The organism is Sapientia aquatica, assembly GCF_004358105.1.
In the GTDB taxonomy this organism is placed as follows: Bacteria; Pseudomonadota; Gammaproteobacteria; order Burkholderiales; family Burkholderiaceae_D; genus Solimicrobium; species Solimicrobium aquaticum.
Genome location: NZ_SMYL01000004.1, coordinates 110,728 through 126,692, shown reverse-complemented (window position 1 = coordinate 126,692; position 15,965 = coordinate 110,728). Strand labels below are relative to the sequence as shown.

Below are 15,965 nucleotides of genomic sequence, written 5' to 3'. Positions count from 1 at the left end.
GATTACATCCGGAAATGGTCGCCCAGATAAACCCGCCGGACTGATTCATTGCTAATGATATCGTCGGGGTGGCCACTGGCTAATACTGCACCTTGATTAATAATATAGGCGCGATCACAAATACCTAATGTTTCGCGCACGTTGTGATCGGTGATTAATACGCCGATATTGCGTTCTTTTAAAAAGCGCACGATGCGTTGAATCTCAATGACGGCAATTGGATCAACGCCGGCAAATGGTTCATCGAGCAATACGAAGCGCGGATTGGTCGCTAATGCGCGGGCAATTTCAACCCGCCGACGTTCGCCGCCGGACAACGATAGCGCCATGTTTTCGCGGATTTTTTCAATCTGCAAATCGGCCAATAAATCATTGAGTCGTTTATCAATAGCGGTGGTGGTGAGCGGCTTACCATTGGCATCTTTTTGTAATTCCAACACAGCGCGAATGTTATCTTCGACCGACAGTTTGCGAAATACCGAGGCTTCTTGCGGCAAATACGATAATCCCATTGTCGCGCGCTTATGAATTGGCAATCGCGAGATATCCACTTCATCGAGTTTGATGAGGCCAGCATCCGATGGAACTAAGCCGACGATCATGTAAAACGAGGTGGTTTTTCCGGCGCCGTTTGGGCCGAGCAATCCAACCACTTCGCCGCTATGCACATCGATCGAAACGTCTGATACGACTTGACGCGCGCCGTAGTGTTTTTGTAGCCCCTGAACTTGTAGATGACTATTCATGTTTGCTCTCTGGGGCGGCCGGCGCTGGCGTGTTTGGTTTTGCTGGAGCAGCTTTAGGTTTGTCTTTAGTTGGATAAATCACGGCGTTGGTAAAACCAGCGCCAGGAAGACTTTTGCCTTCCAGCGTGTTATTGACTGACATGAAATCGGTGCGGCTGTCATACGAGATATAAATACCCGAACTCTCATGGGTGCGCTCTTTGCCATCAAGCAGGACTAATTTGGCTTGGTTAAATAATTTGATTAGTTCTAGCGTGTCGTCATACACCACTTTATCGGCTTCGCCTTCGGCCCATAAATCCGGTCCGCCGTCGCGTTTTTGGCGGTAGTTCACCAGCTTGCCGTTGCCGCTATATAAGGTACCGATTTTGCCGCCGTTGGCATCTTCAACAATTTCTAACCGAGCGGCATTGATCGTCAAGGTTCCTTTGACCATGTGCACAGCGCCGGTATAGACCGTCACCTTTTTACTACCGTCGTAGGTTTGTGAATCCGATTGGATGCGCAGCGGTTGTTGGCTATCGGCTTTTTCGGCTAAGGCGACATTGCTGCCTAGCGTGGCGAATAGCAAAATGAGGAATAAATGTTTAATCATATTATTTGCGCTTTTGTTCGGTGCGTGGAGGAATGATGCTGTATACATTTTTGTAGATTTCCATTTGCTGGGTGTCATTGTTGGCCATCATGCCAACCCCGGTAGTAATGGTGTCGCCGGTGATTAATTTCACCGGTAAATCTGTTTTCATGATGTTTTTGTCGGGATAGGCAATTAAATATTCGGTATTTAATTGCAGGTGATTGGACTTCTCTGACTTTGGACGATTCACGACAACATTGTCATACAAATGCACTTCATTTTCAGATTGATTGGCGATGTTATGAACAACGCCGCGCTCTGAGCGGGCTGTCATGGGCGGCGAGTCGGGGTCTAAATTGGTAATCACCGGCAGCGTCACATCGGCATGATCGTCGTTCGGATAATGAACAAGTTTGGTACCGACGATGCGGTATTTATTTTGCCCGTTGGGCTGCATTTTGACGAAATTAAAATTGTCGACGTAATAGTCTGGCCGTGTGCGCACTGCTTGCGTTCCAGTTTTATCGTGGCTGCGAACAATCTCTAAAATCCAATAACTTGCGAGCGTAAGTACGCCAACAAATAGCACTAACAGCCAAAGCCGTAATTTGTCGGGAGAAAATAAGGCGCTGATTTTCATTGTCTGCGTTACGCTAAGTAAGGGGCAAGTGCGGCATCGTATTTGCCTTGCGCACGCAGAATAAAATCACAAATCTCGCGCACTGCGCCCAAGCCGCCTGCTGCCTTGGTGACATAGTGCGCGCGGCTAATTGCTTCTGGATGGCCGTTCGGCACGCTAACAGCAAAACCGACTTTAGAAAATAACGGTAAATCAATCACATCGTCACCGATAAAACCGCACTCATGCGCGGCAACGCCGGTGTCAGCTAATAATTGCGCAAAGGTGATGCGCTTATCGTGATTGCCTTGATAAACATGGGTAATGCCGAGATCGGCGGCACGCTTGGTAACAATTGGCGTCTGGCGCGCGCTGATGATGGCGGTGGCAATGCCCATTCTTTGCAATATCTGAATGCCCAAGCCGTCGTGCACATGAAAGCTCTTCATGAATTCACCATCCGCGGTAAATTGCATCCGACCGTCGGTGAGCACACCATCTACATCAAAAATCATAATCCGCACTTGCGCGGCTTTCTGCTGCGCTGTCGCTAAATCGAACGATGTGGAATTGGCTGTCATTAAATTACCTTGGCACGAGTTAAATCGTGAATATGCAAAGCACCAACCAATTTACCTTCTTGATCGGCGACTAATAATTGGTTGATGCGATGGGTTTCCATCAGTTTAACGGCTTCAACGGCTAAGCGATCAGGCCCGATTGTGCGTGGATTTTTGTGCATCACATCGGCAATGTTGACGTCGCTAAAATCGTGTAAGCGTTCCAATAAACGCCGCAAATCGCCGTCAGTAAATACGCCCAATAATGTATTATCAGCATCCACAATCGCTGTCATGGCGATGCCTTTTTTGGTGATTTCTAGTAGCGCGGCAACGAGACTGCAATCGGACTGCACCGACGGAATTTGTTCGCCAGAGCGCATCACATCGCGCACATGCGTCAGCAAACGGCGGCCTAAAGCTCCGCCGGGATGGGAGCGCGCAAAATCTTCTTCGCGGAATCCGCTGGCATCCAATACCGCAACCGCCAAGGCGTCGCCCAAAGCTAACGTGACGGTAGTGCTCGCCGTTGGTGCTAAATTGAGTGGACAAGCTTCTTTGTCGACATGCGCGTTTAAATGAATGTCGGCTAACTGCGCCAAGCGTGAATCCGGGTTGCCAGTAATGGCGATTAAGTGCGCGCCCATGCGTTTAATTAGCGGCATGATGGAAATCAATTCACCCGCCTCGCCTGAGTACGAAATGGCGATGAAGACGTCATTGGCGGTGACCATGCCCAAATCGCCGTGCGCAGCTTCAGCGGCATGCACAAAGAAAGCGGGAGTTCCGGTCGAGGCGAAGGTCGCCGCAATTTTGCGGGCAATGTGACCAGATTTGCCGATGCCGGAGACAACGACGCGACCTTGGCAATTCAGTAATAACTTAACGGCATCGACAAAACTACTATCAGTTTTGGACGAGATACGTTGATTTAAGGCGGCAATGGCGTCGGCTTCGATAGTTAGCGTTGAGCTAGCCAGTTGCAAAATACGCTCTGGATCAAAGGAGTTGGAAGTAGGTTTTGTATTAGAGGAACTCATAAGCTAAAGTATAAACGAATTCGGAAAGCAAAAAACCTGCCTGAATTAATAATAAACCAGCAGCGCTGGAAAAATATGTCGCCATTACTACGCGATTCGGACGATAAAATTAATATAATTGCCAGCAATCTCAATGAATTAGCTATGGAGCGTGAATGCAATCAGCACTAGAAATTACCCTGTTATTCCTTGGCGCGTCGGTGGCAGGCGTGGTGCTGTTCCGCAGTTTGCGCCTGCCGCCGATGCTCGGGTATTTGCTGGTTGGTGTGGTAATTGGCCCGTATGGATTGGCGTGGGCAGAAAATAACTCAGCAACCCAAGGTTTTGCCGCCTTCGGTGTGGTTTTTTTGATGTTTTCTATCGGGTTGGAATTCTCTTTGCCTAAATTGAAGGCAATGCGCAAAACCGTATTCGGTCTGGGATTGGCGCAAGTGTTTGTGACGATCTTGTCGTGCTTGTTGGTGGCGTGGTTATCGGCGCGGGTTTTGCCCGCGTTTTGGCACATTAGCTGGCAGGCTGCCTTTGCTTTGGGTGGCGCGTTTTCGATGTCATCAACTGCCATTGTGTCGAAACTATTGGTTGAACGGTTAGAGATTGAAAGCCCGCATGGACGCCAAAGTTTTGGGATTTTATTGTTCCAAGATTTGGCCTTGGTTCCCTTGCTCATTATCGTTCCGGCCTTAGCGGCTAAAGACGAGCATTTGGTACAAACCTTGATTTTCGCCGTGGGCAAAGCCACGTTGGTATTGGTTTTATTGCTCTTTTTTGGCAAAAAACTCATGCGTAAGTGGTTCAAGCTGGTGGTGCAGTTGCGTTCGCAAGAACTGTTTATGCTCAATTTGCTGTTAATCACCTTGGGCGCGGCGTGGATTACGGAGCGCTTTGGATTGTCCTTGGCTTTGGGCGCGTTTGTAGCCGGAATGTTGATTTCGGAAACAGAATACAAATACCAAGTTGAGGAGGATATTAAGTCTTTCCGCGATGTGCTCTTGGGCTTGTTTTTTGTCACGATTGGCATGCTGCTCAACGTCAGTTTAGTTCTCCAACATTGGTGGGTCGTGTTGGCATTATTGGTCATTCCAGTCACTTTTAAATTTGGTTTGGTCGCCGTATTAGCCAAGTTGTTTGGCAATTCAACCGGCGTGGCGTTGCGTACCGGATTGGCCTTGGCGCAAGCTGGTGAATTTGGTTTCGTGCTGCTTACGCAAATATCGGATCTGAATTTGATGAATCCGTTATTAACGCAATTGGTGTTAGCGGCGATGGTGTTATCGATGTTGGTCGCCCCTTTTATGATTGTGCACAGCGACGCAATTGTGATGCGTTTGTCGCGCAGTGAATGGATGCAGCAATCGTTGGTACTAACCAAAATCGCAACGCGTTCTATGGGTCAAGAAAAGCACGTTGTGATTGCCGGATTCGGACGGACTGGGCAAAGTCTGGCGACCCTGTTGAACGAAGAAAAAATCCCCTATCACGCGCTGGATTTAGATCCCGATCGGGTACAAGCGGCGCAGGCGGCAGGTTCTAACGTGTCCTACGGCGATTCGGCGCGGCGTGAAAGCTTGCTGGCCGCTGGCATCATGCGCGCATCGGTTTTGGTTATCACTTATGCAGGCACGCCATCGGCGTTAAAAATCCTGCATCACGTCAACGTCTTAAATCCCGCTTTGCCGGTAATTGTGCGTAGCCACGACGATACCGATTTAGAAAAATTACGCCACGCAGGCGCGACCGAAGTGGTGCCTGAAGTGATCGAAGGCGGCTTGATGTTGGCCTCACATGCTTTGGTATTGTTGGGTGTGCCATTGCGCCGAGTGATTCATCGAGTTCAACGTGCGCGTGATGATCGCTATGAATCATTCCGTGGCTATTTTCATGGAGCCAGCGACGTGGTCGATGATGCCGATAGCAATCAAGTGCGTTTGCAACCGATTCAATTAACCGAGCGCGCGAGAGCAAACGGCCAATTTTTATCGGACTTAAATCTGGCTGAATTCGGCGTAGAGATCATCAACATGCGTCGCGCCATGCAGCGCTTTGAATTTAGCGACACGACCCAATTAATGGCCGGTGACGTGTTGGTTTTGCGCGGAACCACCGAAGCATTAGGACTGACCGAAGAACGTTTATTGGGCTAATCCTTTCGCACGGCATTCAGTTTTAACAACAGTTTCAACGCCAATCACGTTCTGTGATTGGCAGCAAACCGCTATTTCCTCCCCAATTCCCATAATTTTTAAGCAAGCTTTCCGCAAGGGCGCGGCATCAATTGTCACGGTGAATTGCGCCGCTCGGCCATATTCACATTGACATCAAGGATTCGACTGCTAAGCTAAAACTCAACAAACTTGCTTAAATTAAGCGCAAAAATTCGTTAAATGATGGTGAAAAATCATCCTGCAAAGCCATGATGAAAAGTCATGGAAGTTGACGAACTTACACCAAGGCTGAAAGAGAAATTCGTATGATTAAGTTATTAGAAACCATGCACATTCGCTCGCGATTGCTGATGCTAATTGGGATTATCTTTATTGGCTTCGTGCTGATGGTGATTGTTTCGATGGTCAGTTTGCGCTCATCGATGTTGGAAGAGCGTTCAGCTAAATTGGTCAGCTTAATCGATTCAGCAAATAACGTCACCGCGCACTTTTACCAGCTTCAGGTGGAAGGGAAATTGACCGAAGAGCAAGCGCAAAAATCTGCCATTGAGGCGATACGTTACATGCGCTATGAAAAATCCAACTATGTGTTTATTTATAGCTTGGATCACAAACGTATTCTGTTCCCAGCCGAACCCGCTAGCGAAGGTAAGTCTTTCGTCGATCTGCAAGACCCGAATGGGAAATTCATCGTGCGAGAATTTATTAGTACCGCGCAGAATAAAGGCAAAGGTTTCGTTTCCTACCAATATCCACGTCCAGGGCAAACAGAGCCGTCACCAAAATTATCCTATGTGAGTTATTTCCCCGAATGGAAATGGACCTTTGGTACCGGCGTTTATTTGGACGACGTCGATCAAAAATTCCGCGCTTCCGCCGCCATTGATATCAGTCTAGGGCTGATTGTGCTGTTGCTTATTACCGGCGTCACGCTCCTGATTAGTCGCAGCATATTTAGTCAGTTGGGCGGCGAGCCAATCTATGCGGTCGAAGTGGTGACCAAAGTTTCGCAAGGCGATTTAACGATGCGGGCAAGTTTAAAGGCCGATGATCAAACTAGTTTGCTAGCGAAGCTGCAAATGATGGTGGACGAATTGCGTCAATTATTAATGCAAGTGCGCAATGCGTCGGAATCAATAGATACCGCAGCCTCAGAAATCGCGCAGGGCAACCTTGACTTGTCTGGTCGGACGGAAAGCCAATCCGCCAGCTTGGAGCAAACCGCGTCCTCGATGAATGAATTGACGTCTATCGTTCGGCAAAATTCGGACAATGCACGGCAAGCGAATCAACTGGCCAACACTGCTTCCCAAGTGGCGACGCACGGCGGTGCGGTGGTCAAAAACGTGGTGTTGACGATGGAGTCGATCAAGCAAAGTTCTTCCAAAATTGTGGACATCATTAGCGTGATTGATGGGATCGCTTTTCAAACCAATATTTTGGCATTGAATGCGGCGGTAGAAGCGGCGCGTGCGGGTGAGCAAGGGCGCGGCTTTGCGGTGGTAGCGTCCGAAGTGCGAACCCTAGCGCAGCGCTCAGCGGCAGCCGCGAAAGAAATCAAAGAATTGATTCAGGATTCGGTCGATAAGATTCAATCGGGCGCCTCGCAAGTTGATGACGCTGGTAATGCGATGAATGAGATCGTTGATAGTGTCAAACGCGTTACCGACATCATGGCCGAAATTGCGCAAGCCTCCAAAGAGCAAACGCAAGGCATCGAGCAAGTCAACCTAGCAATTGTGGAGATGGAAGGCGTCACGCAACAAAATGCCGCCTTGGTGGAGCAAGCCGCCGCTGCGGCACAAAGCATGCGCGACCAATCTAAGTCCTTGGTTGAAAATGTGAATTCATTCCGATTGGAATAACTCGCTTGGTCTATTAGGTGGGCGATCAACTGAGTAGTGCATCCAATCCCAGTTGATCGATCGCTGAAATAATTAAGAGCGAGTCGGCGCTTGGATTTTGACAAACGTAACCGCGACCGCAGCGCAGACTAATAATGCGCCTGCCAGCCGAATGACATTTTCAGGATTGCCGCTCAACCAGCTATCGTAAAACAGCGGCAAGGTAAAAATCTGAATAATCATCGGGATCACAATAAACATATTAAAAATCCCCATGTACACGCCGGTGCGCTCAGCAGGAATGCTGCCCGCTAACATGATGTAGGGATTGCCCATAATGCTGGCCCAAGCCAATCCAATAGCAACCATTGGAATTAATAGCAACCATGGCGTGTGTATCATCGGAATGCAAAGCATGCCCAAGCCCGCTAAGCTCAGACAAACCGCGTGGCTGTATTTTGCGCCGTAACGACGTGCCATTGGGATGAGTGCAAACGCGCCGATGAAGGCGATAAAGTTATAAAACGCGCCGACTTTTCCATTCAATAATCCCGCATCCCGAAAACCGACCGAAGCTTGATCGTGCGTGCCATAAATCGTGTTGGCGATCGACAGCACAATGTATTGCCAATAGCAGAACATCGCGTACCACTGAAATAATTTGACTAGCGCCAATTGCCGCATCGTGACTGGCATTTCAATAATGGCGCGATAAATTTCAGATATAGTCGCCAACCAGCCTTTGGGATGACGATTAATTTCAGCGATTTCTTGTGCGTCTAAGGGAATTTCTGGTGAGGTTTTTAGCGACCAAAGTATCGAAGCAATCGATAAAACTGCCCCGATCATAAACGCGATAATCACAATGTAAGGAATGTTGTTGCCGTTGACGGCATCTTTGTTCATCCCGGCATACACCAGAAGCGAAGGCGTTAAATAGGCTAAGGTTTGTCCCAAGCCAGTGAATGCGCTTTGGGTTAAAAAACCGACCGAATGCTGACTCGGTTGCAGCTTATCGCTAATGTAAGCGCGGTAAGGTTCCATCGTGACATTGCTGGCCGCATCCAAGATCCACAGCAAGCTGGCGGCCATCCACAGCGTTGGGCTGAACGGCATCAAAAATAAACCAAGGCTGCACAATAATGCGCCGATTAAAAAGTAAGGTGTGCGCCGTCCCCAGCGCGAAACGGTGCGGTCACTCATTGCCCCGATGATGGGCTGCACAATCAATCCGGTGATCGGGCCAGCCAACCATAAATACGGCAGATTGGCTTCGCTTGCGCCCAGATATTTATAGATCGGGCTCATATTGCTTTGTTGTAGACCAAAGCTAAATTGAATGCCGAGAAAGCCAACATTCATGTTGACGATTTGCCAGAACGATAGCAGCGGTTTAGGGATTTTCATTGTGCGGATTCCTGCTCTATCCAGAGCGATTGCCACTGTTGATAAAACGCTGGGTCATTAGATACGGCGCCCTTAATCCCGCATACCGCGCTAGCAAACGTTTGTGCCCGATCTAAGCTTTGTTGGATCGGCCAGCCGAATAATTTACCGGCCAAAAATATCGCCGAAAACGCATCACCGCATCCGACCGTATCGATCATCAGCGCGGGTTTGGGTGCTTGCTGGCTAGCTAAAACCTGACCGTTGGAATCCATGTAGGCATAACCACGTTCGCCCAAAGTAATGACCACCGCTTGCAGGTCAAAGCGTTTAATCAATTGGCTCACGGCTGATTTAGCGTGATCGATATGTAAGGGAATGGCGAAATCCGATTCCGGAGCTTCAATAAATTCGGTCAACAGTAACTGCAATTCGTCTTCGTTGACCTTCAAAATATCGGTGTGGTTAAGCGCCGTATAAATATTTTCCAGCGTGAATTGGCCTTCGCGCAAATTCAAATCTAAATAGGTCGGCGCTGAGCTGTCATTGAGCAAGGAATACAAACTGCGGCGCGATGCTTCGCTGCGCTGGGCCAACATGCCGAAATAAATAATGGCCGGTTTTTGCCGGGGATACGCGTCCGCTAGCGCTAGCTTGGCCGAATATTCATTGATGTAATCGTAGGCCTGATCTGGTTCGATAATAAAGCGATGGCTGCTGCCCGACATTTCGACCGTGACTTGCCCAGTGGGCGCGAGCGCATCGAGTTGAATTCCGTTTGGCGAAAGATTGAACTTGCTACATTCGTGCCGAATTAAGTTGGCATGGTCGTCTATCCCAACTCGGCTAATAAAAAAGGCTGGACAATTAAGGCTAGCCAAAGCGCGCGCCACATTAAAGGGCGCACCACCAACAATTTTTTGATCCGGAAAAATATCAATTAAGGCCTCGCCAAAAACGACGATAGGCGCTGCTGTGTTCGTACTCATTGCTGTCTCCAACTTTATTATGTTGCTGCGCTTAACCAATGTTGCGACCACGGTTCGATGACGATGGTATCTGTGTAATGCTGTTGCGTAAGCTGATCTAACCACGAATTTATCGGGCTTGGCAAACTAAGTTGATTTAACACGAGTGTCTGCGCTTGGTCGGAAAAATTACCGATAAATAGTAATGCATTGTTCGCATTCGATGTGTTTGTCGATGTATTTGTCGATTCCCCGCGTACAAAGGTGAGCAAAGCGGAATTGCGATGGCGAAGCACCGTAATCGGTGTTGCTGCGGCTAGCATGGGCAAGCTGCGACGGCGTTCTAACAAATGACAAAGTTGGGCAAATAAATTTCCCGATTGTGTCGCTCTATCGTGGCGTGCATTAAATGCCGCTTGATCGAGAAACGGACGTTGCAACCAGCGGCTGTCATTGGCGTACTCGGGCACATTAATGTAGTTCTCATCGTTGGCTTGTGCGATTTCGTCGCCCATGTAAATCAGCGGCATTCCACCAAAACAAAAACTCACGCCGTATAACAATAATAGGCGGCGCTGGGCTAATTCCAATTCCTGCGGTGTGCTGGCGCTGGCAAAACCTGTCAGCGCGGAACTCATTCCATTGGTGCCATGCACCGCGTTAGCATCGCTGGCTTGAAAGCTGGCGCCGCGTGCAAAGCTATTTGCTGCGCCGGCAAAAAATTGTGCGATATGGCGCAAGCGTTCTTGGGCGTTTTGATTATCTTGGTTCGCCTCAGGGCGGATCACATTCCAACCAATGTCATCATGACAGCGGATATAAGTCAGCCACGATGTTTGATCGGGCAATGGTGGCGTCGCTTGCATGACGTTATAAATCAGTTCGGCATTTTGCTCCGCCAACGCGCCCCAACTCGCTGCCATTAAACTGCTGTGATAGGCCAAATGGCATTCCGGCGTCGCTGGATTTTGTGTGCCAAAGTAGGCTGGTAATTGCGCGGTTGGGACGATCGCTTCGGCTTTCAGCAACACGCCCGGCGCGGCAATAGCGACGATGCTGCGCAGTGCTTGCAAAATCCAATGTGCTTCAGGCTGGTTCATGCAATTGGTGCCTGCGCGCTTCCATAAAAAAGCGGTGGAATCAAGTCGAAAAACTTCGACGCCATTATTGGACAGCTCCAATAAAGCCAGCGCCATTTCTTCAAACACAGCGGGATTGGTGTAATTTAAATCCCATTGATAAGGATAAAAAGTCGTCCACACCCAGCGATGCAATGTCGCATCAAAACTAAAATTACCCGGCGCTGCTTGGGGAAAGATTTGTCCCAAATCGCGCTCGTAAATATCGGGCTGGGTTCGATCAGCGTAGCTATAAAAATAGTCTAGTTCTTTGCTGCTGCCGGACTTTGCTGCCAAGGCCCAAGGATGATCGTCGGCTACGTGATTCAACACAAAATCGCTGCACAAGCTAATGCCGCGGTCGCGCAGATGCTGAGTTAAATCGCGCAAATCATCCATGTTACCTAAGCGCGGTTCGATCTCGTTGTAACTGGCCACGGCGAATCCGCCATCGTTGTCACCAGCGCGGGCGCGCAGAAACGGCAGTAGGTGCAAATAGGTCACCCCTAGCTCGGCGAGATGATCAATTTTTTGATTCACGCCTTGCAGTGTTCCCGCAAAGCGATCGACGTAAGCGCAATAACCCAACATCGTTTGCTGCGTGAACCAATTAGGATTGGCTTCGCGCTGTGCATCGAGGCTCAGTAGTTCATCACTGCGTTGTGCATGGACGTTGGCTACGCGCGTCATCAATTGAATCACCCAATCTTCAAAATTGGCCTGCTGTCCATAAAGCAGTGAGAGTCGATCGAATAGCACCTGGGCGCTGGAATTAAAGCGTGCGCGGACAACCTCGTGTCGCTCGACAGGGATGTGCGTCAGCATTTGTTCAAGGATGTTGGTCAAGAGAGGCATGCGAATCTTCAATCTAATAATGCGTACTAGTGTTAGACAACGTAATTTTACCGAGCGGGCTTCGCCGACTGATGCAAATTATCGGATCTTCATTAGAGGATTGCAATCGATTTCAATAAATTTCATTTTGCGACGCAGCAAACCTTTTCGCTTTGGGCTGTTTATGTGGTCGCTGGGCGACAAAATCTGCGCTAGTTGAAAAATATTTTGAATCTTTTGCGAGGCGCTAAATTTCCCGTGAAAAAAATTATTTCTCCTATTGAATCAGGTATTTGCTGTGGAATTATTGGATTTTAAAAAGAATAATTTTTTGATGGATTGAATACATTTTGTCCCGCTAAAAATTCAATTTGCTGCGCTGCATGGTTGCATAAAATTTCAGCGAAGAAGATAATTCAATCCAACTTCTTTTTTCTTTGCAACCGTTTGCAATAAATTGTTGGTGTGGGTAAAGGGGAGTAGTCAAGTAAAGAAATCGTCAGGATTTCGGGCAATACTAAATTCAAAAATTAGGGAGATAAAATGAACACACGCACAATGAAAGTCACCGGCTTAGCCGCCGCCGTTTCGCTCGCCATGTTTCAGTTGGGCACTGCCTATGCGCAGCAAGCAGGACAACCTGCAGCACCAGCCGCAACGGATGCCAACTCACTCAATTTGGAACAAGTTGTTGTAACCGGTGCGCCAGTCGGCGTGACCAAAATGCGCTCTAGCATCTCGATCAGTACGATTGATGCAGAGCAGTTGCAACTCTCAGCGCCAATCAGCTCGGCCGATGCCTTGCGTTCGATTCCCGGTGTGCACTCCGAAGCATCCGCTGGCGAAGGTAATACCAATGTGACGGTACGCGGAATCCCAATCTCTGCTGGTGGTGCACGTTATGTTGGTTTCCAAGAAGACGGTTTGCCGGTTTTACAAAACGGTGACTACGCTTTCGTTACGCCAGATATGTTTGTGAAGCTCGACAATTCCTTAGATCACATCGAAGCAGTGCGCGGTGGCGCTTCCTCCGTTTTGGGTAGCAATTCACCAGGCGGTATCATTAATTTCATCACCAAAACCGGCCAAGAAGAAGGTGGTAGTGTTGGGATTACCAAGGGTTTAGGTTTTAAAGAAACCCGTTTAGATTTTGATTATGGCGCGCACATTTCGCCAACTACCCGGTTCTTCGTAGGCGGTTTTTATCGTGATGGCGAAGGCTCACGTAACGGAAATGTGCCGATCGAAAGCGGCGGTCAAATCAAGGCCAACATTACCCACGATTTCAGCGATGGCAGTTTTATTCGTGTCAGCGTGAAGCATTTGGACGACCAAACTCCGCTCAACATGCCAGTGCCATTTAGCCTGAGTACAGCAAATCCAACTAAATCCAATCCCGGCACGATCAGTGCTGCAACTGGCTACGATCCACGCACAGCAAGCTACTACTCGCCTTATTGGAGCAGCATTGTCGGCGTCAATAGTTCTGGTACGACCACATTAACTAACCTCAACACTGGCTTGACTGTTAAAGAAAATGCGCTGGGTTTGCAAGGCTCCTTCAAACTGGGCAATGGTTGGACGTTGGATGAAAATTTCCGCAAATCCGAAAAAACCGGCAGCTTTGAATCTGGTTACCCAACCGGCCCAACATTTGCCGCATCAGCAGGTACCACTTACGCCAGCGGTCCAAACAAAGGCCAGGCCTACACTGGCAACGCGATTGAAGTGTCGGCCTTTAATGCTTCGTTTGATGACTTAGGTAGCACAGTCAATGGCTTGAAATTATCCAAGACTTTTGACGTTGCCACTGGCGGCAAATTAACGACTTTGGTTGGGTGGGATATCAATAATCAGCATATAGGCGTGACCCAAAATCTGCCGCATTATTTGTTGAGTGCAACCGGTGATCAGCCTTCATTGTTGGCTGGATTAAATAACAGCGGCGTGCAAACTAACGCCGCTGGCTTGTTGCCACAATCGACTTGGTGGGGTAATCAAACGCGCGCGATTCAATACGATATGAGCTCGCCTTACGTCAACTTTGACTACGAAGCTGGCCCGTTAAATTTAGACGGCGGATTGCGTCGTGATATGCAAAAAGTAACTGGCGCGCAAACCAGCGCGACTGGCGCTGGCACGTATGCACCGGGCACATTCCCAGCATTGCCGGACACGCCGGTGAGCTACAGCAAGGATAATAATTCTTACTCCTTGGGTGGTAACTACAAACTCACTAGCAACTTGGCGGTATTTGCCCGCTACAGCGATGGCGCTGCGTTTAACGTGGTGGAACGTATGGGCGGCCCCTTTATCGGCGGTTCGCCAATTCCAATCAACACAGTGAAACAAACTGAGTTGGGTGTGAAATGGCGCGAAGGTGGTTTCAGTACTTTTGTGACGGCGTTTAAAGCGAATACGGAAGAAGGTAACTACGATTTAACAACTCGCTTGCTCACGCAAAATACCTACACCGCAAAAGGTCTTGAAGTAGAAAGCGCTTACCGTGTTGGCGGCTTCAATATCAGCGGCGGCTTTACCTACACTGACGCCCAAATCGTTAGTGCGTTAGATTCAACGATAGTTGGCAATCAACCGCAACGTTTAGCGAAGTATATTTACCAAGTCGTTCCATCGTATCGCTTTGGTGATTTCGTTCTGGGCGGTAGTTTGATTGGTACCGATAAATCGTTCGGCGACAATCAAAATTCGATCATCATGCCTAGCTATTACACTGTGAACGTATTTGGTAATTACCAAATCAGCCCGCGTGCGACAGTGGCATTGAGCGCGAATAATCTGTTCAATAAAATTGGTTGGACTGAATACGACAATGGTCAAGGCGCACGCTCGATTAATGGACGCACCGCTAAACTGGGCCTGAAATATTCGTTCTAATTGGGGCAGCTATAGCATTAACAGAAGTAAGAGCAGCAATAAAAAACCGCCTGAGTGCATTGCATTCAGGCGGTTTTTTTTGATCTGGAGTTGCTTATTTATTGCCGCTGCTTGATCGGCAAATGAGTTCAGTTGGCAGCAGATGGGGCGCTTCCGGTTTTTGATCAATTAAATTCAATAAGGCATCGACCAACGCTAAGCCAGCCACTTGCATAGGCTGGCGCACAGTGGTTAATGGCGGATGGAAATAACGCGCTAATTCAATATCGTCGTAGCCCACCACCGCGACGTCTTCGGGTACCCGCTTTTTGTCAGCACGCATAATATTGATTGCGCTCATGGCCAGTAAATCGCTGCAACAAAATAAGCCGTCGTAGTTGACTTTTCTGCTCGCTAGTTCTGCCATCGCGATGCGACCACCGTTTTCTAAAAATGATGCTGGGACCACTAACTGTTCGTCGTAAGGAATTTGGTGCGCGGCTAACGCTTTGCGATAACCTTCATGTCGACTTGCCACTTCGGGCAATTGCACGTCACCAAAAAATGCAATTTTTTTACGGCCATTGTTAATCAAATGTTCCGTCGCCAAAAAGCCGCCCGCCACATTGTCGCTACCGATAGTCACATACATCTGGCGCTCTAATTGCGCGCCCCAGACCACGATAGGCACACCACGTGCGGTAATTTTATTAAGCTGATCGTGATGCCGCCATTGACCAATCAAAATGACGCCAATAGCGCGTCCAGTATCAAAGGGCTGCGAGACTGAATCTAATTGTTCTGAATCGACCCGCGACAAGAGCATATCAAAACCACGATCGGTTAAGGCGTCTGCCAAGCTACCCAGCATGGACAGAAAAAACGGATCAGATAAATGTTGGCGCGTCGCCGCATCATAAGGAACCACTACCGCGATGGTGCGATTTTGTTTAAGCCGTAAATTTTGCGCGCCGATATTGATGGTGTAGTTTAATGAGCGCGCCAAATCAGCGACCCGCTGGCGAGTCTCCTCGTTAACCAATTTACTACCACTCAATGCGCGCGAAACTGTGGAGGTGGACACGCCGGCTAAGCGGGCAATGTCCGCCATTTGTAATCGGCGTTGTTCCGCGCTCGAATCGCTTGTGCTAGAAGGCGCGGCAGGTGCGGCTTTGCGGTTCAATCAAATCCCCTTGGTTGTCATGTGGTTTTATTGTAATGCCGAACGGAAGGT

At 48.7% G+C, this 15,965-nt stretch carries 12 protein-coding genes; 3 read left to right on the top strand and 9 right to left on the bottom strand.

Annotated elements, in window-relative coordinates; translation table 11 throughout:
* Nucleotides 1-2: 2 nt before the first annotated feature.
* The 5 genes from lptB to E2I14_RS09970 are packed head-to-tail and all read right to left on the bottom strand — an operon-like array spanning nt 3 to nt 3,542.
* Complete coding sequence (gene lptB, locus E2I14_RS09990) at nt 3-746, bottom strand: LPS export ABC transporter ATP-binding protein (protein WP_133328000.1); 744 nt, start codon at nt 744-746, stop codon at nt 3-5.
* A complete protein-coding gene (lptA, locus tag E2I14_RS09985; protein WP_165967810.1) occupies nt 739-1,341 on the bottom strand; it encodes a lipopolysaccharide transport periplasmic protein LptA in 603 nt (200 codons plus the stop codon). Before lptA ends, lptB begins: the two co-directional genes overlap by 8 nt.
* A 1-nt stretch (nt 1,342) precedes the next feature.
* The gene (gene lptC, locus E2I14_RS09980) at nt 1,343-1,963 is read right to left on the bottom strand and encodes an LPS export ABC transporter periplasmic protein LptC (RefSeq protein WP_133327996.1); all 621 of its coding nucleotides are present in this window, start codon (nt 1,961-1,963) and stop codon (nt 1,343-1,345) included.
* 8 nt (nt 1,964-1,971) lie between these two features.
* On the bottom strand, nt 1,972-2,523 hold the full coding sequence (locus E2I14_RS09975; protein ID WP_133327994.1) for a KdsC family phosphatase: 552 nt from the start codon (nt 2,521-2,523) through the stop codon (nt 1,972-1,974).
* Complete coding sequence (locus tag E2I14_RS09970; protein WP_133327992.1) at nt 2,523-3,542, bottom strand: KpsF/GutQ family sugar-phosphate isomerase; 1,020 nt, start codon at nt 3,540-3,542, stop codon at nt 2,523-2,525. Before E2I14_RS09970 ends, E2I14_RS09975 begins: the two co-directional genes overlap by 1 nt.
* 155 nt (nt 3,543-3,697) lie before the next feature.
* Here E2I14_RS09970 and E2I14_RS09965 point away from each other — a divergent pair, with 155 nt between their 5' ends.
* Nucleotides 3,698-5,683, top strand: coding sequence for a monovalent cation:proton antiporter family protein (locus E2I14_RS09965; RefSeq protein ID WP_133327990.1), 1,986 nt, complete (start codon nt 3,698-3,700; stop codon nt 5,681-5,683).
* A gap of 326 nt (nt 5,684-6,009) precedes the next feature.
* Nucleotides 6,010-7,569 carry a methyl-accepting chemotaxis protein gene (locus tag E2I14_RS19900; protein ID WP_133327988.1) on the top strand — a complete coding sequence of 520 codons (1,560 nt, stop codon included), beginning with the start codon at nt 6,010-6,012 and terminating at the stop codon, nt 7,567-7,569.
* Between the two features lie 72 nt (nt 7,570-7,641).
* Here the strand turns inward: E2I14_RS19900 and E2I14_RS09955 are convergent, their stop codons facing one another.
* From E2I14_RS09955 to E2I14_RS09945, 3 genes are read right to left on the bottom strand one after another with little or no spacing between them, the layout of a single operon-like run.
* On the bottom strand, nt 7,642-8,955 hold the full coding sequence (locus E2I14_RS09955; RefSeq protein WP_133327986.1) for an MFS transporter: 1,314 nt from the start codon (nt 8,953-8,955) through the stop codon (nt 7,642-7,644).
* Nucleotides 8,952-9,923: a PfkB family carbohydrate kinase gene (locus E2I14_RS09950; RefSeq protein WP_133327984.1), complete on the bottom strand. Its 972-nt coding sequence runs from the start codon at nt 9,921-9,923 to the stop codon at nt 8,952-8,954. The genes E2I14_RS09955 and E2I14_RS09950 overlap by 4 nt, the downstream gene beginning before the upstream one ends.
* A gap of 17 nt (nt 9,924-9,940) precedes the next feature.
* A complete protein-coding gene (locus E2I14_RS09945; RefSeq protein WP_227544695.1) occupies nt 9,941-11,875 on the bottom strand; it encodes an alpha-amylase family glycosyl hydrolase in 1,935 nt (644 codons plus the stop codon).
* Nucleotides 11,876-12,397: 522 nt separating this feature from the next.
* On the opposite strand from E2I14_RS09945, the gene E2I14_RS09940 reads away from it, so the two are divergent.
* Nucleotides 12,398-14,752, top strand: a complete 2,355-nt coding sequence (locus E2I14_RS09940; RefSeq protein ID WP_133327982.1) for a TonB-dependent siderophore receptor — start codon at nt 12,398-12,400, stop codon at nt 14,750-14,752.
* Nucleotides 14,753-14,846: 94 nt separating this feature from the next.
* Here E2I14_RS09940 and E2I14_RS09935 read toward each other — a convergent pair whose 3' ends face one another.
* On the bottom strand, nt 14,847-15,914 hold the full coding sequence (locus tag E2I14_RS09935; RefSeq protein ID WP_319945928.1) for a LacI family DNA-binding transcriptional regulator: 1,068 nt from the start codon (nt 15,912-15,914) through the stop codon (nt 14,847-14,849).
* Nucleotides 15,915-15,965 lie beyond the last annotated feature (51 nt).